Raw genomic sequence first — 19384 nt, forward strand, 5'->3', positions numbered from 1 at the left:
TCATGGCCCACCCCCTGCATTCGCCGACGTTCTACGCAGGCGACCCCTACCCCGCCTACCGGGAACTGCGGGCCACCGAGCCGGTGTCCTGGAACGCCGAGGCCGGGTTCTGGGCATTGCTGAAGTACGAGGATGTCCGCTACGTGTCGACCAACCCCGCGCTGTTCTCCTCAGCGAAGGGCATCACCATTCCGGACCCGACGATCGACAACCCGGTGCTCGACGGCAGCCTGATCTTCACCGATCCGCCGCGGCACCGGCAACTGCGCAAGCTGATCAACACCGGGTTCACCCGCCGCCAGGTCGCCATCCTGGAACCGAAGTTACGGGCGTTCGCCCGCACGGCACTCGACCACATCACCCCCGGGTCGAGCACCGAGTTCGCCGAGCAGATCGCCGCACCGTTGCCGACCCGGATGATCGCCGAGTTGCTCGGCGCGCCCGACAAGGACTGGGAGCAGTTCCGGACCTGGTCGGACGCGACGGTGGGCATGGACGACCCGGACGTGGAACTCGACACCTACGCGGCGCTGGGCCAGCTCTACGAGTACTTCCAGGAACTGATCTCACTGCGCCGGACAGGCGCCCTCGGGGACACCGACGATCTGCTGTCGGTGCTGATCGCCGCCGACGTCGACGGCGTCCGGCTGACCGATCAGGACCTGCTGCAGTTCTGCCTGCTGCTGCTGGTCGCGGGAAACGAGACGACGCGCAACCTGATCGCGCTGGGCACGCTGGCTCTGATCGAGAACCCCGAGCAGTTCGCGCTGCTGCGTGCGCAGCCGGAGCTGATGGCGCCCGCCGTCGAGGAGCTACTGCGCTACACGTCGCCCGTCGCCAACATGTCTCGATGCGCCACCCGGGACGTCGAGATCCGCGGACAGCTGATCCGCGAAGGCCAGTACGTCACGATGCTCTACGGCTCGGCGAATCGTGATGAAGAGGTGTTCGGCCCGACCTCGGAGCAACTGGACATCACCCGCAACCCGAATCCGCACTTGGCATTCGGGTGCGGCGAGCACTCCTGCCTCGGGGCGCAACTAGCCCGCCTGGAGGCCCGGGTCCTGTTCGAGGAGCTGCTGGTGCGCTTCGAGCGCATCGACCTCGACGGCGCGGTGGTGCGTATGAAGGCGACGATGGTGCCCGGGGTGAAACAGATGCCGGTGCGGTTGGCGACGACGACGGTCAGCGCGTAGCTGCGGCCAGTGTCTCGACGAGCGTTTCGAGATCGCTGTCGGTGACGTCGACGTGCGGCGAGACCCGAAGAGCCGGATGCGTCATCTCCCGCGGGGCCCGTTCCGGGCCCAGATAGGTCGTCACGACGGCGTGCTCGGCGATCAACCGGGCCCGCACCGCCATCGGGTCTACCCCCTCGGGCGGCCGAAGGGTGGTGATGGCGCTGGGCTCCTCGACCCGCTCGAGAACCGCCCACCCCCGGGTCTCTGCCAGCGCCGTGCGGGTGGCGGCGCCGACCTCACGCAGCCGGGCCTGTACAAGCTGCGGGCCCGCTGCGACGTACTCACCCAACGCCACCGAAAGTCCCACGTGCAGACCGACATTCGCCTCGGCGTGACCGATCCGAAGCCGCGTGGGCTCTGACAGCAGTCCCGGCCGGGTCGCCAGCATGCCGACACCGCGCGGACCCGCAGTCCATTTCCGTGACGACGAGTACACCGCGTCGGCACCGATGTCGGCGCAGTCCAGATGGCCGAAACCCTGTGCGGCGTCGACGATCAGCGGGATGCCATGGCCCCGGCACGCGGAGACCATGTCGTGAACCGGCTGCACGACACCGCTGTGACTGCCGAGCACGGTGAAATGCACCAGTGCCGGCGGGCTCGACGCCAGAAACGCCCCGAGCGCGTCGAGATCGAGACGGCCGAACCCGTCGACCGGCAACTCGCGGATCTCGAAGCCGTGGCGGGCCATGATCATCAGGTTGGGACCGAACTCGCCGGGCAGACAGGCCAGGGTCCGCTCGCCGGACCAGTCGCCGAGCAGGATATCGAGCGCGTTGTTGGATCCGGTGGTGAAGACGACGTCGGCATCGCTCATCCCGGTCAGGGCCCGCACTGCGGTGCGACCCGCTTCCAGCACCGGGGCTGCGGCCTCCGCAGCGACGTAGCCACCCACCTCCGCTTCGTGGCGCGCATGCTCGGCCGAGGCGTTGATGACGGCGACGCTCTGCCGGGAGCAGGCCGCACTGTCGAGGTGCACCCCGGCGACGGGCGGCCGCGCCGCACGCCAACTCTGCGCGAGCGTTCCCGGACCCGGGGCCATCACAGCGTCGAGAGCGACAGGCCGAAGTCACCGGAATCGTCGGTCCACCAGTGGGTTCGGCGCAGCCCGGCAGCTGCCAACTCGGCATCCACCCCGGATCGCCGGAACTTGCTGGACACCTCGGTCAGCATCTCCTCACCCTCGGCGAAGTGCACGTTCAGTTCCAGTGCGGCGATCCGGACCCGCTGTTCCCGCGTCGACCTGAGCCACATTTCGATGCGTTCCTCGGCGTCGTTCCACCGGGCGACGTGTTCGAACGCGTCGATGTCGAAGTCCGCACCGAGTTCCCGGTTCACCACCGCCAGTACATTACGATTGAATTGTGCTGTCACGCCGGCACTGTCGTCGTAGGCACGGATCAACCGCTCGGTGTCCTTCACCAGATCGGTGCCCAGTAGCAGCGAGTCACCCGGTTCGAGCAGACCGGCCACCGAGGACAGGAACTCCGCCCGCGGGCCGGGTGTCAGGTTACCGATCGTGGATCCCAAGAAGGCCACCAACCGACGGCCCGTGCTGGGGATCTTCCCCAGATGCTCCTCGAAATCCCCACAGACCGCCTCGATCTCGACACCGGGATACTCCTTCTCGATGGCCGAGCCGGCCGTCTTCAGGACACTGACGTCCACATCGAACGGGACGAAGCGGCGCAGCGACCCTCGGTCTCGCAGTGCGTCGAGCAGCATCCGGGTCTTCTCCGAGGTCCCGCTGCCCAACTCCACCAACGTGTCAGCACCCGAGGCTGCTGCGATCTCGTCGGCGTACGTCTCGAGGATCTGCGCCTCCGCGCGGGTCGGATAGTACTCCGGCAACCGGGTGATCTGGTCGAACAGGTCACTGCCGGTGGAGTCGTAGAACCACTTGGGAGGCAACGACTTCGGATTCTGCGCCAGACCATGGCGGACGTCGCGACGCAACGCCTCCTCGGCGGCGTCGGCGGCCAGGTAGTTGGAGATCGACAGTTGAGACGTCATCAGGAGCCTTTCAGCGGGGTGAGCTGCACACGGGTGGCGGTGGCCTGTACCAGGTGGCGGTCGGGGATCTCCTGCCAGGCGGGATCGTCGTCGTAGGGCTCGCTGGCCAGCACCACGCCGTCGTCCCGGCGCAGCACCGACAAGGTGTCGCCCCAGGTGGTGGCGATCAGCCGGGAACCGTCGGCGGCCAGGATGTTCAGCCGGGCGTTCGGATCGCCGGCCGCCACCTCCACGACGGTCTCGGCCAGCCGGTCCATTCCGCGGTCGAAGATCAGCGCCGCCAGCAGGGCACTGTCGTTGGTCGACTCGGCCCGGCTGGACGCGGGCAGTACCGCCCGGTCGACGATCCCGTTGTGCGACAGCAGCCACCTCCCGTCGGTGAACGGCGCCGAGGCCGACGGCTCGATCGGCATGCCCACGCTCGCCGAGCGAACGGCCGCCACCACACAGTGACTGACCAGCGCGGGCGCCACCGACGCGAACGACGCGTCACCCCACAGCGGGGTGGCACTGCGCCACCGACGCGGCACCGAGGCTGAGCCGCCGCCCGGGTCCTGCCCCCGAAGATCAAAGAACCCGGCGCCCCATCCGTCAGCGTTCATCAACCCGTGCTTCTGCCGGCGCGGTGCGTAGGACTGCACCAGCAGTCCCGACGGCGGGTCGAGCACCAGTGAGGCCACCGACACCGGGGCACCGAGCCAACCCAGATGCCTACACATGGCAGTCTGCGCTTCGCGCAAGCGGCTCATCGCCATCGTCCCAGCAAAGCCGGAGACCGGAGAAGATCTGCCTGCGGATCGGGTGGTCCCAGTTGCGGAAGCTGGGGCGCAGGATGTTCGGCGAGACGGCCCACGACCCGCCACGCAGCACCCGGTAGTCACCGGTCGCGACACCCTCGAAGAACGGTTCGGAGTACGTGTCGTAGACCATCGGGGTGAAACCGGGCCACGGCCGCAACGACGAGGTCGTCCACTCCCACACGTCGCCCAGCATCTGCTCGGCCCCGTAGGCCGACGCACCCGCCGGGTACGCGCCGACCGGCGCCGGCCGCAGCGCGTCACCTCCGAGGTTGGCCATCTCCGTGGTGGGTGGGGCGGCACCCCAGGGGTACCGCCGCCGGGATCGGGTGTGCGGATCCCAGGCACAGGCTTTCTCCCACTCCACCTCGGTGGGCAACCGGGCACCCGCCCAGGCGGCGTAGGCCTCGGCCTCGAAGTAGGTGACGTGCTGCACGGGTTCGTCGGCGGGAATCTCCTCGCGGTGGCCGAACCGGGCCCTGGTGCCGTGGCCGTCCCAGAACAGCGGCGCCGTCAGGCCGGCCTGGTTGCGGTGGGTCCAGCCCGCCTCCGACCACCAGCGCCGCTGGTGATAGCCGCCGTCATCGATGAACGCTTGCCATTCGCCGTTGGTCACCGGCACCCGGCCGATCCGGAACGCCGGAACATCGACGATGTGGGCCGGACGCTCGTTGTCCAGTGAGTACGGTTCCGTCGCGGCGTCCACACCGAGAACGAACTCCCCCGCGGGCACCAACACCGATGTCCCGGCCAGCCCGGCGCGCCCCGGTGGCAACGCGCTTCCCCGATCCAGCAGCGGCGCGCCCGATCTCAGGTTCAGGGCCTGAAGCATCGTCTCGTCGTGCTGGTTCTCGTGGCTGACCACCATGCCGAACGTGAACGCGTCGGGGTGCCCGTCGGGCAGCGCGTCAAGCGCGTCGAGTGCCCGCCCGCGCACCGTCGCGCAGTACTTGCGGGCGTCGGCGGGCGGCAGCAGGGGGAGGTCGCCCCGGCTCGCCCGGGAGTACACGAACGCGTCGTAGAGCCGGTCCACCTCCGGTGACAGCAGACCGGGCCGGTCCGGATCGCCACCACGGAGCAGCCACAACTCCTCCTGCTGACCGATATGGGCCAGATCCCAGACCAGCGGGCTCATCAGCGGGTCGTACTGGCGACGCACCTCGGCATCGTCGAAATCGACGAGCCGCAGCGTGCGGTTCCTCGCCCGGGTCAGATCGTCCGCAAGCTGGTCGCGCTGGGTCAAAGCTCTCCTCGTGCCAGTTGGGTGACCGCGCCGGCGATCCCGTAATTGACGGCCCGGTCGGCGAAATCGTCGCCCGGGCTGCGTCCCTGTTCGACCGAACGCACCAGCGCGCGCATGGATTCCTCGAGTTCGGCCGGGGCGCGTTCGGCGGCGGCGTGCACACACCGGTAGGCGGCGCTGTGCAGGCGCCGGTCGCGCAGCCCGACCTGGGCGGCACGGTCCCATGCGGTGGCCACCGATTCGGTCGCCTCGGCCGCGATGTCCGAGGCGGCGGGGTCGTCGAGCAGGGTGCCCAGGGTGAACACCACCGCCGGCCAGATCTGGTCGGGCACGCTGTCGAGGTACCGCACCTCCAGGAATCCGCGTGGCCGCACCGGCGGGAACAGCGTGGTCAGGTGGTAGTCCAGATCCGCGGGCGTCGGCCTACGCTCGTCGAGCAGCACCCGCCCGTCGGCCCAGTCCGCGAACGGCACCCACTGGGTGACGGGCGTCGGATCGGGGTTGTGCACCAGCATCACCGGTGCGCGCAACGCGTAGCGGGCCCAATCGGAGGCCGGGTCGTCGCCGCTCTCGCCCAGGATCGGACCGCATCGAGCCGAGTCCAGCTGACTCCACACGCGTTGCCGGGTGGACCTCCAGCCGGTGAAGCTGCCGCCGAGCACCGGGGAGTTCGCGGCCATCGCGATCATCGTGGGCCCCAGTGCATGCGCCAGCCGCACCCGGTCAGCCCACGCCGCTTTGGGACCGGACTCGAGGTTGACCTGCACCGACGCCGTCGAGGTCATCATCGCGGCGCCGGCGGCACCGGTCTGGCTGGCGCGGAAGAAGTGCTCCATCGCGTGATAGCGCGACCCGGGGTTGACCCGCGCGGCCGGGCGAAGTGGGTCCGCGCCGAGCAGCACCAGCCCCAAGCCGGCCTGCGCGAAGGACGTGCGCAGCGCTGCCCGGTCCGAGGCCATCGCCGCGATCGCGGTCACCGGATCGGCCGCCGGAGGACCAGAGAGCTCGACCGCGCCGCCCGGTTCGACCGTCACCACGCTGCCTCCCGGCAGCGGCGGCAACGCCGCGATCGTCGACGTCAGCTCCTCCCACCCCGGCCGCCGCAACGGATCCGCCACGTCGTAGCAGTGTGCCTCGACCTCCAGCCCGACCCGGCCGACCGGGCCGTCGGTCAGACAGCCCGCGACCAGGTGCTCGGCGGCCTCGGTGGCGCTGGTGAGTTCGTCGACTCCACAGTCGGCGACACAGTCGGTAGCGATGGTGCGGGCCATGTCAGCCGCTCCCTCCGGGTCTGGATGATCGCTGCCCCTCCATTTTCCAGAGGGCACCGACAAAATCTCGCGTTCGGCGGGTGACGCGTGGATGACGGGTGCCCGAATTCGGCCCGCGTTACGCGCCGGGGCCCCTGCGTGTCACTGACCGAGGGTGTTCTGCATGGCGCCGGCGAGGACGTTGACCGCGGGTCCGCCGTTGCCTGACTGGCAGACCTTGGCCTGTAGCAGCACGTTCTCGCGTTTGCGGGTCGTCACGAAACAGCGCCGATCGGTGCCCGCTTCCTGCTTCACCCAGTCGGCATCGGTCGCACTCGCCGGTCCGCCGGTGAACGTCCACACCTGCGTGGTGAAGTTGTCCAGGTGCATCGCGGTGGTCTGGCCGCTGCACCCCACGGTCCGGTCGACGACGCGCGCGAAGGCGCGGTCGGCGGCCTCCGATGTGGCGAACACCCCGACCGCCTGCTTGACGAGGTGGGACGTGTCAGTGGGCGACTTCTGGGCCACGGCACCGTTGAACGCGGCCAGGTCGGGGTCGTTGTACACCTCCGGCAAACCGATGTCGGCCCAGTTGTTGCACACCGGGTTGTCAACGTAGAACGACTGGAACGGGTCGGTGAACGTCCACTCGAATCCCATCCGCGCGCCGACGATGTTGCTCACCGAGCCCTTCGGGAGCACGGCGTAGTTCACCACGCCGGGGTCGGACGGCCGCGCCGCTGCCGGAGCGGCCAGTGCCAGCGCCAGGCCCATGCCCGCTGCGAGACCGAATGCGGCGATCCTCATGTCAGACCTTCGCGGCGAGCTTGACGTCGATGTTGCCGCGGGTCGCCTTGGAGTACGGGCACTTCCCGTGGGCCTTCTGCATCAGATCGTCGGCGACGTTCTGTTCGAGGCCGGGCAGGTAGCCGATCAGCTCGGCGGTCAGGCCGAAACCGCCGTCGTCATCTTTAGCAATCCCGATTTGGGCCGTGATTCCACTGGCGTCGTCGAGCGCGACCTTCTCGTTCTTGGCCACCAAGCGCAGCGCGCCCAGGAAGCACGCCGCATAGCCGGCCGAGAACAACAGTTCGGGATTCACGCCGTCGCCGCTTCCCCCCATCTCCTTGGGCGGCCGGGTGTCGAGGTCGATCTTGCCGTCGGTGGACCTCACGTGGCCGTCGCGGCCGCCTCCGGTGGCAGTGGACTCTGCGGTGTACACGGCGTCGATGCTCATGGATCCGATCATGCCAGCCGACCTGACCGGCCAGCTCAGCCGTCGCGACGGCGGTCCTCGGCCTCTCCCTGCCCGGTGCGGACGCCCTCATCACACGGGTCGGCATGCCAGTCACCGAACGGGTCCTCGAAGTTCCGCCATTCCTCGGGGCGGTCCATTTCGTCGTCGGTGAGCAGCGCGCCCTGCAGCGCCTCGCGAATCTCCTCGGGGTCGGCCCCGCAGACCAGCACCGTCATCGACGTGTGGCGATCCCCATACCGGTACTGCCAGATCAGGTCCGCGATCGCCCGACGTTCCGGATCGACATAGGCGAGCTCCCGAGACGTCATGGCCGCCAACCACTTTCCCACCTGCGAGACCCGCAGCCCACCTCCGGCCGACTCCAGCCACATCACCCGGTCGGGCTGGCTTGCCAGCCACAACCGGCCTCTGCATCGGACCACCCCCTCCAGCAGCAGATCGACGGCAGCGTGCAGCCGATCCGGGTGAAACGGACGGCGGGCCCCGAATTCGAGGATCCGGACCGTCCCGGCGACGTCCAGTGGCGGCTGTCCGGCGAGCAACGGCCCGTGCGGACTGTCGCTGCGGCCACGGCGCGCGCCCGGCTCGAGATGCCCCATGGCCATGTCGAGTCGGTCGGTGCCGACGGTGATCCGCGCCTTGGGCGCCAGTCGGCGGCAGACCGCCAGCGTCTCCGGATGGGGCTGGGACAGGACGACGACATCGGCGAACTCCACCTGGGCGACGACGACCTGCGCCACCGTGCGTCCGTCGTCGAGTTCGTCCTCCCCCAGCGCCGATGCGAGCCACGTCGAGGTGTCCACGGAGGTGACGACCGCGGACACCGAGACGTCGCGCGCCGTCGGCGAGTGGGTGATCGCAAAGCAGACCGGTTCCGGCTCCATCCACGGCCCCAGCCGGACGACGATCCGGTCGACATCAGGACGGCGGTGCAGTTGCCGCAGGTAGTCCAGCAGATCATTGCGCACCGTGCAGGACACGCAGCCGTGGGCGAGTTCGAGCACGAAGTCGGCGCTCAGCTCGACCCCCTGCTGCACCAGGGTGGTTGTGCGATGTACGACGTGTCCGTCGAACCGGTGCTCCACCAGCGCCGTTCCCGGACCGGCGAGCAGCACGCCGGTGATGTCCTCACTGTCGCTCTGGCCGGTCACGACGACGACTGGGGTGCGCATCCATCCTCCTCTATCAGAAATGATTTTCATTTACTGCGCGTTGACGCTACAGTTCCGGATCGGGCTTGTCGAAAATCATTGTCATTAACGATCGAAGGAGAGATGTGTCCGCCCATTGCCAGGTCACCGGTCGCTCACCCGGATTCGGTAACTCCGTGTCGCATTCACACCGCCGCACCCGACGCCGCTGGAACCCCAACATCCAGCGCAAGACCTACTTCCTGGCCTCGGAAGGCCGCCGGGTCACACTGCGGGTGAGCGCCAAAGGCATCAAGGTCATCGACCGCGACGGCATCGAGTCGGTGGTGGCACGGCTGCGCCGGGACGGGCAGAAGATCTGATGGCTCGCAACGAGATCCGCCCGCTGGTCAAGCTGCGCTCCACGGCGGGCACCGGCTACACCTACATCACCCGGAAGAACCGCCGCAACGACCCCGACCGACTGACGCTGCGCAAGTACGACCCGGTCGTCCGCAAGCACGTCGACTTCCGCGAGGAGCGCTGAACCATGGCCAAGGCATCCAAGATCGCCAAGAACGCGCAGCGCCGCGTCATCGTGGCCCGCTACGCCGAACGTCGGGCCGAACTCAAGAAGATCATCAAGTCGCCGGCGACCACGTCCGAGGCGCGGGTGGCGGCGCAGGCCGAACTGGCGCGCCAACCGCGCGACGCCAGCGCAGTACGGGTACGCAACCGCGACGCCGTCGACGGCCGGCCTCGGGGTCACCTGCGCAAGTTCGGCCTGTCCCGGGTTCGGGTGCGGGAACTCGCCCACGAGGGTCAACTCCCCGGCGTCCGGAAGTCCAGCTGGTGAGGGCCAAGAAGCGGGAGCCCGCGCCCCCGAAGACGAGGCGCAACCTGCTGGCGCAGCTCGACATCGAACACGTCGACTACAAGGACACCCCGACGCTGCGGCAGTTCATCTCCGAGCGCGGCAAGATCCGGTCCCGAAGCGTGACCGGCCTGACCGTGCAGCAGCAGCGCCAGGTCACCACGGCCATCAAGAACGCCCGGGAGATGGCACTGCTTCCGTATCCCGGTCAGGGCCAGCGCTAGTCGACCACCTGTCTCTCCGGCGGTTATGCGGCGTCGACTTTCTGATAGAGGGTGACGACGGCGGCGCCGCCCAATCCGATGTTGTGCTGCAACGCGATCGACGCATCGTCGACCTGGCGAGGGCCAGCCTGCCCGCGCAACTGCCAGACCAGCTCGGCGCACTGCGCCAGGCCGGTGGCTCCCAAAGGGTGACCTTTTGAGAGCAGGCCCCCCGACGGGTTGGTGACGACTCGTCCGCCGTAGGTGTTGTCCCCGTCGAGAACGAACTTCTCCGCAGATCCTTCCGGTGTCAGTCCGAGAGCCTCGTAGCTGAGGAGTTCGTTGGCCGTGAAGCAGTCGTGGAGTTCGACCACCTTGATGTCCTCCGGTGTGACACCAGCACGTTCGTACACGCGGCCGGCGGCAGTCTTGGCCATGCTGTAGCCGACGACCTCGATCATCGACCGCGTGTCGAACGTGGCCGCGGTGTCGGTGGCCAGTTCCTGTGCAGCGATGGCGATGTCACCTCGCAGGCCATGCCCGCGGGCGAACCGGGCACTGCAGATCACCGCCGCGGCAGCACCACACGTGGGTGGACAGCACTGCAGGCGGGTCAGCAACGAATGGACGGTGGGTGAGCCGAGGACCTGCTCGACGGTGACTGGTTCCCGGAACACTGCATAGGGGTTGTTGGCGGCATGCCTCCTCGCTTTCACGGCGATCTGGGCGAAGGTGGCGGGAGCGGTGCCGTGCTGTGTGGCGTACTCGGCGCCCGCCCCGCCGAAGAGCCGGGCAGCCATGGGCGCATCCGGCGCTTCACCCTGCAAAGCTGTTGCAGTGTCCAGGAACTCGGTCAGCGGCTGCGGACGGTCAGACCACTGCGCGGCGAGGGCGCCGCGCTGCATCTGCTCGAAGCCGACAGCCAGCACGCAGTCGGCGGCGCCACTCTCGACGGCTTGCCGGGCGAGCCACAGCGCGGTGGAACCGGTCGCGCAGTTGTTGTTGACGTTGACCACCGGGATTCCGCTCCTGCCGATCCCGTAGAGCGCGAACTGGCCGCTGGTCGAGTCGCCGTACACGTAACCGACATACGCCTGCTGAAGGCGTTCGTAGTCGACGCCTGCGTCCGCAAGGGCCGCCATGACGGCGCCGCGGGCGAGGTTCTCGTACGTCGGGCTTGTTCTCGGCGTGGCGAACGGAACCATCCCGACCCCCACCACTCTTGCTGCGTTGCGCACCGAACCCTCCTTGAACTCACGTGCTTCTCAGCGGCCACCTGGACATCCGCTCGTGGATCAGCCGCGACTTTACATGCCGAGTAACAGATTGTATGTTGCTCGACATAGAGACGTGGGTCACGAGAAGAGGTGCTGATGCGCTGGGCCACCTATCAGGCGCCCGAAGGTCAACGGGTCGGTGTGGTTGTGGAGGACGTGATCTACGCGTTACCGCGCGGCGCGGACCTGCTCGACCTCATCGCCGGCGGCGTCGATGCCCTGCACGACGCCGGCGTTGGCGCCCGACGGTCCCCGGACACGGTGATGCGCCTGGCGGACGTGCGGCTCACGGCGCCGATCCCGGTTCCGCCCGCGATTCGGGACTGCCTGTGCTTCCTCGATCACATGCGCAATTGCCAGGTGGCGATGGGAGGTTCGGGTGAGCTCAAGGATGCGTGGTACCGCGCACCCGCGTTCTACTTCGCGTGCCCGTCGACGGTGGTGGGTCCGTACGACGACGTTCAGATCGCCCCGGGAAGCGCCTGGCCGGACTTCGAACTCGAGATCGCCGCAGTCGTCGTGGGGGGTGCGGCCGACCTCACCGTCGAGCAGGCCGAGCAACAGATCATCGGCTACACGATCTTCAACGACTGGACGGCGCGCGACCATCAGATGATCGACGGACAGCTCGGCATCGGACAGGCGAAAGGCAAGGACAGCGCGGTCACCCTGGGACCGTTTCTTGTCACCCCTGACGAGCTGGCGCCCTTCTACCGCGACGGCGCATTGGATCTGAAGGTCACGGCTTCGGTGAACGACAACGTCATCGGCACCGGTTCGACCGGGTCGATGGACTGGTCGTTCGCCGAGGTGATCTCCTACGCATCGCGCGGCGTGCCACTGCGTCCAGGCGACGTGTTCGGGTCCGGGACGGTGCCGACGTGCACCCTGGTGGAACATCTGCGCATCGATCGGCTGGAGTCTTTCGGCGGCTGGCTGCACGACGGCGACGTGGTCACTCTCGAGGTCGAGGGCCTCGGCCACACCCGCCAAACCGTGCGCGCCTCCACGGCGCCGACACCGTTGGTCCCCCGGCCCCGGCCCCGCGCGAACGTCCCGCCGCCGAGAGTGAACCGTGCACCCGCGCTCGTCCCGTTCACGCGGGGGCTGCACGAGATCGGTGACCGGGTCTGGGCCTGGATTCTCCCCGACGGTGGATTCGGCTGGAGCAACGCCGGCCTGATCACCGGAGACGGCCAATCCCTGTTGGTCGACACCCTGTTCGACGCCCACCTGACCCGCGAGATGTTGGACGCCCTGCGCCCCATCACCGATGGGGCGCCGATCCGCGACGCGCTGATCACCCACTCCAACGGAGATCACACTCACGGCGCGATGCTGCTCGACCCCGACGTCCGGGTCGTGGCGGCAGACACCACGGCCGACGAGATCGCGAACGACATCCCGCCGGAGATGTTCACCTTCTTCCAGAAGGCCGACCTCGGCCCAGCGTTGACGCAGTACGCGCGGGACCGATTCGGCTGCTTCGACTTCGGCGGCATCTCCGCGCGCCACCCCGATGTGACCTTCGCCAAGGAGTGCAGCCTCGACGTCGGTGGTAGGCACGTCGACGTCTACAACCTCGGACCGGCACACACCGGAGCAGACAGCGTGGCGCACGTTCCCGACGCCGGCGTGCTGTTCGGCGGCGACCTGTTGTTCTTCGGATGCACCCCCATCACGTGGGCCGGTCCGATCGGCAACTGGATCGCGGCCTGCGACTCGATGCTGGCTCTGGAGCCACAGGTCGTCGTGCCGGGGCACGGTCCGGTGGGCGACGCCAACGGCATCCGGAGGGTCCGTGAGTACCTCCGGTTTGTCACCGAGTACGCCGACTCGGCGCACCGCGCCGGGCACAGCATGCGCGAAGCCGCTGACCGCGTCGACCTCGGCGAGTTCGCCGACTGGCTCGACTCCGAGCGTGTTGTTGCCAACATCTATCAGCGCTATCGCGAATTGGACCAGACCACACCGCTTCTGGGGGTGGTGGAGCTGTTCACCTGGAAAGCCGAGTGGCTCGCCGCCAGGACGGCCCGGCCGTGACCCTGCCGGCCACCGGGGAGTGCACGGTCGCCGGTCTGCTCGACTTCTGGTCGCGCACCACCCCCGACGCGCCGTTCATCGTCTTCGACCCGCTGGACGACGATCCACACGAGTTCAGCTATCGCGACGTGTGGGTGCTCGCCGTGCGGGCCGCGGAGGTGCTGTCATCACTGGGCCTGCGGCGTGGCGACCGGTTCGCCGTCGCGCTCGGGAATCACCCGGATTTTTTCGCCTACTGGTTCGGCGCGGCGCTCACCGGGACCGTGTTCGTGCCGGTGAACCCAGCGAGCACGGCCGACGAGCTGCAGTATTACTTCCAACACGCGAAATGCCGCGCCGTCATCTGCTCGACGACCAATCGCGACACTGTCAAAAACGCCTGGGCAGGAGCGCCGTCGGCGATCGTCGTCGCCGACCGGCAGACTCGGACCACCACGCCGAACTTCTGTGCGATTCCGGTGGGCCTCACGCCAGACGAGCCGTTGGCGATCATGTACACCTCGGGCACCACCAGCCGCCCCAAAGGCGTTGTGGTCACTCATGCCAACTACCTGTCGGCGGGCCACACGGTCGCCGAGCAGCTACGTATTCGGCCCGACGATCGCTGGCTCGTGGTGCTGCCGCTCTTTCACGCCAACGCCCAGTACTACTGCACGATGTCGGCATTGGTGAGCGGCGCCTCCCTGGTGGTCTCGGCACGATTCTCGGCCTCTCGGTGGGGGGACCAGGCGCGCAGCCACGGCGTCACGTTGGCGAGCCTGTTCGCCGCACCCATCCGGATGATTCTCGCCGCGCCAGTGCAGGCGGGCGACCACACCAACTGGCTGCGAGCGGTGATCTTCGCCCAATGCCTTACCGACCAGCAGCTCGGACGATTCGAAAACCGCTTCAGCACAACGCTACTCCAGCTGTACGGAATGACCGAGACGATGGCGCCACCGTTGATGAATCCGCTTTATGGCCGGATCCACAATCAGACGATCGGATTGCCGACCGCGGCCAACCGGGTACGGATCGTGGCCGACGGCGGATCTGACGCTCTACCAGGAGAATCGGGAGAGCTTCTGGTCGGCGGCGTTGCCGGCGAGACGCTGATGACCGGCTACCTCGATGACGAGCAGGCCACCGCCGAGACGATCGTCGACGGTTGGCTGCGCACCGGCGATCTGGTGGAGCGTCGTGACGACGGCTATGTCGTCTTCACCGACCGCGCCAAGGACATGATCAAACGGTCCGGCGAGAACGTTGCGGCCGCCGAAGTGGAGCGGGTGATCAACACCTGCCCCCAGGTCTTCGAATCGGCCGTGATAGGTATCCCGGATCCGCTCCGCGACGAAGCGATCAAGGCATACGTTGTGCTGCAGGATGGTTCGTCTGAGGTTTCGGAGAGCTCCCTGATCGAGTTCTGCTCCCGCACCCTCCCCCGGGGAAAGGTGCCCGACGTCATCGAGTTCGTCGCCGACCTTCCGCGGACATCGGTGGGCAAGATCCGCAAACAGGCGCTGCGTGCGACCGCAGGAGCCGTGCATGCAGAGATGGGGCAGTGACAGATGTGGATGACACAGGCGTTCCATCGGTCGCTGCGCCTGGCTCCAGAGCGTGTGGCGACGATACACAACGGCCGGATTCGCACCGTCGCAGAGTCGGCCGACCGGGTGGCCCGGCTCGCAGGAGCGCTGACTGCCCTCGGCGTCACCGACGATGACCGAGTCGGGATTCTCGCGCTGAACTCCGATCGCTACCACGAGTTCCTGTTGGCGGTGCCCTGGTGCGGTGGAGTGGTCGCACCGGTCAACACCCGGTGGGCGCTGCCCGAGATCATCTATTCGCTCGACGAAGCCGGCGTGGAGGTCCTGCTCGTCGACGACGCCTTCGTGACGATGGTCCCCGACCTACTCCAACAGGTCTGCGAGCTGAAGTGTGTGGTTCACATGGGGGATGGGCCGACTCCCGACGGAATGCTCGACTACGAGGGGCTCATCGCAGAGGCCGAACCGCGCGAGGACCGGATGCGCGGTGGCGACGACCTCTACGGACTGTTCTACACCGGCGGGACCACGGGCCGCGCCAAAGCGGTCATGCTGACACATGCCAACCTGTTGGTCTCGGCATTCGGTGCCCTGGCCACCGAACAGGTTGCGACCCCGGACGGTGTCTGCCTGCATGTGGCGCCGATGTTCCATCTCGCCGCTATCGGGGTGTGGACGCTGGGTAACCAGGTGGGCGCCACCCACGTCACCCTCCCGTCGTTCACTCCGGAGGCGCTGGTGGCCGCCGCGGCGCAACACCGCGTCACCGACATCCTCATGGTGCCGACGATGGTGCAGATGCTGGTCGACAGCGATCCCGACCCGATCATGCTGGACTCTGTTCAGACCGTCATCTACGGTGCCTCACCGATGCCGAAAGCGTTGTTGGACAGGGCGATGGCGGTGTTTCGATCGGCAGGGTTCATCCAGGGCTACGGCATGACCGAGTGCGCACCCTTCGCCGCGGTGCTCTCCAAGTGCGATCACCACGATCCCGTCCGGCGGCGGTCGAACGGAAGGTGCGTGCTGAACACCGAGATCCGGATCGTCGACACCGAGGACCGAGACGTCGAGACCGGAACTGTCGGTGAGGTCCTGGTGCGCGGTGGCAATGTGATGGTGGGCTACTACAACCAGCCTGACGTCACCGCCGACACTCTGCGTGACGGCTGGATGCACACGGGCGACGCCGGCTACCTGGACGCTGACGGCTACCTGTACCTCGTCGATCGGATCAAGGACATGATCATCACCGGCGGCGAGAACGTGTACTCGACCGAGGTGGAAAGCGCGCTCTGTCAGCATCCGGCGATCGCGCTCTGCGCCGTGGTGGGGATTCCTGACGAACAGTGGGGCGAAGCGGTCCACGCTGCCGTGGTGCTGCGACCGGGCCGGGGGGTGTCCGAATCCGAACTGCGGCAACACTGCCGGGCCTTGATCGCCGGCTACAAGGTGCCACAGGCGGTGACCTTCTTCGACCACCTGCCGTTGTCGGGCGCCGGGAAGATCCTGAAACGCGAACTCATCAAGACTATTTCGGGTAAGTGATGAACGCCAGATCGAGGAACGGAGCGCGGTCGTGATAGACGAGCAGACGATGGTCGACAAGGCGGAAGCCGACAGGCTTCTCGGAGCGCTGTTCGGCGGGGTGGAGCAGGATCCGTTCCCGTACTACGACGCACTGCGCGAGCTGGGTGACGGCATCCACCAGGTCGACATGATGCAGGCCGTCCTCGTCACGCGGTACGACGACATCCGCACCATCGGTTCGGACCCGAAAACCTTCTCCAGCGAGCTGTTCGAGCTGACCGGGCCCGGTATTCATGATCCCGAGGATCCCGAGCACCGGCGGTTCGTCGAGACGGCCAGTCGGCTCTTCATGTTCGCCGATCCCCCACGACACACCCAGGTCCGCTCGACTTTTCGGCACGCGTTCACTCCAGACGCAGTCCGTCGCTGGCGCGCCATCGTCGAGGACATCGCCGACGAAGTCCTCGCACGCTTCGAGCCGGGCCAGGAGATCGACCTGATGGGTGGTCTGGCTTCCGAAGTCCCCGTAGCCGTGATAGCCCAGATACTCGGCGTGCCCAGAGACACGTGGCAGCACTTTCGCGACTGGTCGTTCGCCTACGCCTCGACGTTCGATCCGATGGTGCAAGGCGAGCGGCGCGATCACGCGATCCGGACCAGCCTCATTCTGTTCGACTATCTCAGCGAGCTGATCGAGGAGCGACGCACGAACCCCTGCGATGACCTGATCTCGCAGATGCTCAGCACGGAGACGTTCGACGGAGACACTCTCGCAAAGGCGGACCTGATCGCTCAGGTCGCCCTGCTGCTGGTCGCCGGCAACGAGACCACCACCAACCTCGTCGGCAACGGCGTCACGTTGCTGACGGCCCACCCCGAGGCCAAGAGCGCCCTGCTCGCCGATCCGGCGCTTCTGCCGGGTGCCGTCGAAGAGATGCTCAGATTCGACCCACCCCTTCATCTGGCGGGACGAAAAGTGACCACCGAGGTCACCGTGGGTGAGCACACTCTCCAGCCGGGAACCGTCGTGCTGACCTGCATTCCGGCGGCAAACCGAGACCCCAGGGCCTTCCCGAACGCATCGGCGTTCGACATCCACCGCACCGACAACAAACACCTCGCGTTCTTCCACGGTATCCACTACTGCGTCGGGGCGCCGTTGGCGCGGCTCGAGGGCACGGTCATCCTCGACAAACTGCTGCGCGCCTTCCCCGACATCCGCGTGGGCACCTCGGCGCCGATCAGGCGGACGCTGAACGTGGCGTCACGAGGCTGGGAATCGCGGCCGGTGATCCTGTGACCGAGACGGTGCACGTCGAAGTCCGTGCCGAAACCTGCATGGCAAGTGGGTATTGCATGCGCCAGGCGCCTCGGGTGTTCGGTGCGGATGAGGCGGGCTGGATCAAGCTGCTCGACGCCGATCCCGAGGGGCAGACCGCCGCGGTGCTGGCGGCGGCAACCGCGTGCCCGGTCGCGGCGATCGACGTCTTCGACCCAGATGGACGTCAGCTCTGAAGGAAGATGACTTTCAATGTGCGGAAGACGCGCTCGATGTCGACGTCGGTGGGCGACACCCGCCATTGCTGGTGCGCACCGATGATCGCGCCCGTGAGTGCTGTCGCAAAATCCTCCGGGCTGACGCCCTCCGGAAACATGACACCCTCAGTCCAATCGGCCAGCCACTTCCGCATCCCCCGATGCAGATCGGCATAAAAATCGTGCACGGGGGAGCCTGGCTCCACCGCTTCGGCGAGCAACGTGATGAGCAGCCTGGTCGTGGGCTGGCGCACGAAGTCGAGGAGCTCGTCGAACGCTGCGGATGGGCCGCCGGGCGGCGGCGCGACATCTCGCCACGTAGTCGAGAATTCGTCGATCACCGCTTCCAGCAATCCGTCCTTGTTGCCGAAGTGCCACGGGATGGAACCGCGGCTGATGCCTGCCCGGTCCGCCACATCGGCGACGGTGGTCTTCCGGAACCCCTGTTCGGCGAAAAGCTCCGCGGCAGCGGCGATGAGAAGTCGCCGACTCTCGCTGCTCGTCTGCGCGCGTCGTGTAGCGCTCACCCTTGAAACCACCGCCTTCCTCGGCCGCTCCACAGTGTGCCAGAAGGTCCTTTACATGTCATCTGACACATCGTATGGTGACCAACACATTAGTGAACGGAAGTGACGGCGATGACAGGGTCGACACCAGTGGCGGCGACGGGCTTCGGCCGCGGCTACCGGCAGGGAGCCGTCATCCGCCCGATCGGCGGCTTCTTCGCCATGTGCCTGGACACCGTCGTTCTGATGTTCCGGCCACCGTGGGCATGGCGCGAATTCCTGTATCAAATGTGGTTCGCCGCGCGAGTGTCGTTCCTACCCACCGTCTTGATGGCCATTCCGCTGGTTGTGTTGTCCGCCTACGTGCTGAACATCCTGCTCATCGAGTTCGGGGCGGCCGACCTCTCCGGGACGGGTGTCGCCCTGGGTGCGGTGACCCAAGGTGGTCCGATCGTCACCGTGCTGGTGATCTCCGGCGCGGCCGCCACCGCGATGTGCGCCGACCTCGGCTCTCGCGCCATTCGAGAGGAACTCGACGCGTTGCGGGTGCTGGGAATCAATCCCGTTCAGGCACTGGTCGTTCCGCGGGTGGCGGCGCTGACGCTCGTCGCGACGCTGCTGGCATCCGTGGTGACAATGGTCGGAATCATCGCTGCCTACTTCTTTTCGGTGTTCGCCCAGCACATCACCCCCGGTGCGTTTGTTGCCGGCCTACCACTGCTCGTCGGCACACCGGAGGTGGTCATCTGCCTGTCGAAGGCGGCCGTCTTCGGCCTCGCCGGTAGCCTGATCGCCTGCTACAAGGGCATGTCGGTGGGCGGCGGCCCGGCAGGTGTCGGCAACGCCGTGAACGAGACCGTCGTCTACACGTTCCTGGCGCTGTTCGCCCTCAACGTCGTCATCACCGCGGTCGGCGTGAAGGCGACACTATGACCCACCCGGCGACCCACCCTGCGA

At 67.3% G+C, this 19384-nt stretch carries 21 protein-coding genes; 11 read left to right on the forward strand and 10 right to left on the reverse strand.

The features are described from left to right. Window positions 1–2: 2 nt before the first annotated feature. A complete protein-coding gene (locus BEMPMBAN_RS02515; protein WP_200845834.1) occupies window positions 3–1196 on the forward strand; it encodes a cytochrome P450 in 1194 nt (397 codons plus the stop codon). Here the strand turns inward: BEMPMBAN_RS02515 and egtE are convergent. From egtE to mrf, 8 genes are all read right to left on the reverse strand, one after another. Beyond that, window positions 1186–2280, reverse strand: coding sequence for an ergothioneine biosynthesis PLP-dependent enzyme EgtE (egtE, locus tag BEMPMBAN_RS02520; protein ID WP_159228770.1), 1095 nt, complete (start codon window positions 2278–2280; stop codon window positions 1186–1188). The two genes, BEMPMBAN_RS02515 and egtE, sit on opposite strands and share 11 nt — an antisense overlap. Continuing rightward, a complete protein-coding gene (gene egtD, locus BEMPMBAN_RS02525; RefSeq protein WP_159228771.1) occupies window positions 2280–3251 on the reverse strand; it encodes an L-histidine N(alpha)-methyltransferase in 972 nt (323 codons plus the stop codon). Before egtD ends, egtE begins: the two co-directional genes overlap by 1 nt. Next, a complete protein-coding gene (gene egtC, locus BEMPMBAN_RS02530) occupies window positions 3251–3970 on the reverse strand; it encodes an ergothioneine biosynthesis protein EgtC (RefSeq protein ID WP_159228830.1) in 720 nt (239 codons plus the stop codon). The genes egtD and egtC overlap by 1 nt, the downstream gene beginning before the upstream one ends. After that, window positions 3963–5291, reverse strand: a complete 1329-nt coding sequence (gene egtB / locus BEMPMBAN_RS02535) for an ergothioneine biosynthesis protein EgtB (RefSeq protein WP_159228772.1) — start codon at window positions 5289–5291, stop codon at window positions 3963–3965. The genes egtC and egtB overlap by 8 nt, the downstream gene beginning before the upstream one ends. Continuing rightward, window positions 5288–6562 (reverse strand): ergothioneine biosynthesis glutamate--cysteine ligase EgtA, encoded by a 1275-nt coding sequence (gene egtA / locus BEMPMBAN_RS02540; protein WP_159228773.1) that lies wholly within the window; start codon window positions 6560–6562, stop codon window positions 5288–5290. Before egtA ends, egtB begins: the two co-directional genes overlap by 4 nt. A 141-nt stretch (window positions 6563–6703) precedes the next feature. Continuing rightward, on the reverse strand, window positions 6704–7348 hold the full coding sequence (locus BEMPMBAN_RS02545) for a sensor domain-containing protein (protein WP_159228774.1): 645 nt from the start codon (window positions 7346–7348) through the stop codon (window positions 6704–6706). A 1-nt stretch (window position 7349) separates the two neighbouring features. Then, window positions 7350–7778: an organic hydroperoxide resistance protein gene (locus BEMPMBAN_RS02550; RefSeq protein WP_200845835.1), complete on the reverse strand. Its 429-nt coding sequence runs from the start codon at window positions 7776–7778 to the stop codon at window positions 7350–7352. Between the two features lie 35 nt (window positions 7779–7813). Further along, entirely contained in the window at window positions 7814–8971 is a 1158-nt protein-coding gene (gene mrf / locus BEMPMBAN_RS02555) for a ribosome hibernation factor-recruiting GTPase MRF (RefSeq protein WP_159228776.1), read from the reverse strand. A 104-nt stretch (window positions 8972–9075) separates the two neighbouring features. Between mrf and rpmB the strand changes: the two genes are divergently transcribed. From rpmB to rpsR, 4 genes are read left to right on the forward strand one after another with little or no spacing between them, the layout of a single operon-like run. Continuing rightward, entirely contained in the window at window positions 9076–9312 is a 237-nt protein-coding gene (gene rpmB, locus BEMPMBAN_RS02560; RefSeq protein ID WP_159228777.1) for a 50S ribosomal protein L28, read from the forward strand. Beyond that, a complete protein-coding gene (gene rpmG / locus BEMPMBAN_RS02565; protein WP_159228778.1) occupies window positions 9312–9476 on the forward strand; it encodes a 50S ribosomal protein L33 in 165 nt (54 codons plus the stop codon). Before rpmB ends, rpmG begins: the two co-directional genes overlap by 1 nt. 3 nt (window positions 9477–9479) lie before the next feature. Next, window positions 9480–9785 (forward strand): 30S ribosomal protein S14, encoded by a 306-nt coding sequence (rpsN, locus tag BEMPMBAN_RS02570; protein WP_159228779.1) that lies wholly within the window; start codon window positions 9480–9482, stop codon window positions 9783–9785. After that, window positions 9782–10027: a 30S ribosomal protein S18 gene (gene rpsR, locus BEMPMBAN_RS02575; RefSeq protein WP_159228780.1), complete on the forward strand. Its 246-nt coding sequence runs from the start codon at window positions 9782–9784 to the stop codon at window positions 10025–10027. Before rpsN ends, rpsR begins: the two co-directional genes overlap by 4 nt. Window positions 10028–10050: 23 nt before the next feature. Here the strand turns inward: rpsR and BEMPMBAN_RS02580 are convergent, their stop codons facing one another. After that, a complete protein-coding gene (locus BEMPMBAN_RS02580) occupies window positions 10051–11244 on the reverse strand; it encodes a lipid-transfer protein (protein ID WP_159228781.1) in 1194 nt (397 codons plus the stop codon). Between the two features lie 135 nt (window positions 11245–11379). Here BEMPMBAN_RS02580 and BEMPMBAN_RS02585 point away from each other — a divergent pair, with 135 nt between their 5' ends. From BEMPMBAN_RS02585 to BEMPMBAN_RS02605, 5 genes are read left to right on the forward strand one after another with little or no spacing between them, the layout of a single operon-like run. Then, entirely contained in the window at window positions 11380–13326 is a 1947-nt protein-coding gene (locus BEMPMBAN_RS02585) for a fumarylacetoacetate hydrolase family protein (protein ID WP_159228831.1), read from the forward strand. Beyond that, the gene (locus tag BEMPMBAN_RS02590) at window positions 13323–14873 is read left to right on the forward strand and encodes a class I adenylate-forming enzyme family protein (protein WP_159228782.1); all 1551 of its coding nucleotides are present in this window, start codon (window positions 13323–13325) and stop codon (window positions 14871–14873) included. Before BEMPMBAN_RS02585 ends, BEMPMBAN_RS02590 begins: the two co-directional genes overlap by 4 nt. A 3-nt stretch (window positions 14874–14876) precedes the next feature. Continuing rightward, window positions 14877–16403 carry a long-chain-fatty-acid--CoA ligase gene (locus BEMPMBAN_RS02595; RefSeq protein WP_159228783.1) on the forward strand — a complete coding sequence of 509 codons (1527 nt, stop codon included), beginning with the start codon at window positions 14877–14879 and terminating at the stop codon, window positions 16401–16403. A gap of 31 nt (window positions 16404–16434) precedes the next feature. Further along, the gene (locus BEMPMBAN_RS02600) at window positions 16435–17685 is read left to right on the forward strand and encodes a cytochrome P450 (RefSeq protein WP_234897254.1); all 1251 of its coding nucleotides are present in this window, start codon (window positions 16435–16437) and stop codon (window positions 17683–17685) included. Next, the gene (locus tag BEMPMBAN_RS02605; protein WP_159228784.1) at window positions 17682–17900 is read left to right on the forward strand and encodes a 4Fe-4S domain-containing protein; all 219 of its coding nucleotides are present in this window, start codon (window positions 17682–17684) and stop codon (window positions 17898–17900) included. Before BEMPMBAN_RS02600 ends, BEMPMBAN_RS02605 begins: the two co-directional genes overlap by 4 nt. On the opposite strand, the gene BEMPMBAN_RS02610 is transcribed toward BEMPMBAN_RS02605, so the two are convergent. Continuing rightward, the gene (locus BEMPMBAN_RS02610; RefSeq protein ID WP_159228785.1) at window positions 17891–18448 is read right to left on the reverse strand and encodes a TetR/AcrR family transcriptional regulator; all 558 of its coding nucleotides are present in this window, start codon (window positions 18446–18448) and stop codon (window positions 17891–17893) included. The genes BEMPMBAN_RS02605 and BEMPMBAN_RS02610 overlap by 10 nt on opposite strands. 201 nt (window positions 18449–18649) lie before the next feature. Here BEMPMBAN_RS02610 and BEMPMBAN_RS02615 point away from each other — a divergent pair, with 201 nt between their 5' ends. After that, window positions 18650–19360, forward strand: a complete 711-nt coding sequence (locus BEMPMBAN_RS02615; RefSeq protein ID WP_159228833.1) for an MlaE family ABC transporter permease — start codon at window positions 18650–18652, stop codon at window positions 19358–19360. Window positions 19361–19384 lie beyond the last annotated feature (24 nt).

The sequence above is a fragment of the Mycolicibacterium austroafricanum genome, from assembly GCF_902705885.1.
Taxonomy (GTDB): Bacteria; Actinomycetota; Actinomycetes; order Mycobacteriales; family Mycobacteriaceae; genus Mycobacterium; species Mycobacterium vanbaalenii_A.

Coding starts and splice junctions, on each gene's coding strand:
- egtC (WP_159228830.1), bottom strand. CDS start 3,970: ATGTGTAGGCATCTGGGTTGGCTCGGTGCCCCGGTGTCGGTGGCCTCA.
- rpsN (WP_159228779.1), top strand. CDS start 9,480: ATGGCCAAGGCATCCAAGATCGCCAAGAACGCGCAGCGCCGCGTCATC.
- BEMPMBAN_RS02585 (WP_159228831.1), top strand. CDS start 11,380: ATGCGCTGGGCCACCTATCAGGCGCCCGAAGGTCAACGGGTCGGTGTG.
- egtD (WP_159228771.1), bottom strand. CDS start 3,251: ATGACGTCTCAACTGTCGATCTCCAACTACCTGGCCGCCGACGCCGCC.
- BEMPMBAN_RS02595 (WP_159228783.1), top strand. CDS start 14,877: ATGTGGATGACACAGGCGTTCCATCGGTCGCTGCGCCTGGCTCCAGAG.
- BEMPMBAN_RS02515 (WP_200845834.1), top strand. CDS start 3: ATGGCCCACCCCCTGCATTCGCCGACGTTCTACGCAGGCGACCCCTAC.
- BEMPMBAN_RS02615 (WP_159228833.1), top strand. CDS start 18,650: ATGTGCCTGGACACCGTCGTTCTGATGTTCCGGCCACCGTGGGCATGG.
- BEMPMBAN_RS02550 (WP_200845835.1), bottom strand. CDS start 7,778: ATGAGCATCGACGCCGTGTACACCGCAGAGTCCACTGCCACCGGAGGC.
- egtE (WP_159228770.1), bottom strand. CDS start 2,280: ATGGCCCCGGGTCCGGGAACGCTCGCGCAGAGTTGGCGTGCGGCGCGG.
- mrf (WP_159228776.1), bottom strand. CDS start 8,971: ATGCGCACCCCAGTCGTCGTCGTGACCGGCCAGAGCGACAGTGAGGAC.
- BEMPMBAN_RS02545 (WP_159228774.1), bottom strand. CDS start 7,348: ATGAGGATCGCCGCATTCGGTCTCGCAGCGGGCATGGGCCTGGCGCTG.
- egtA (WP_159228773.1), bottom strand. CDS start 6,562: ATGGCCCGCACCATCGCTACCGACTGTGTCGCCGACTGTGGAGTCGAC.
- rpmG (WP_159228778.1), top strand. CDS start 9,312: ATGGCTCGCAACGAGATCCGCCCGCTGGTCAAGCTGCGCTCCACGGCG.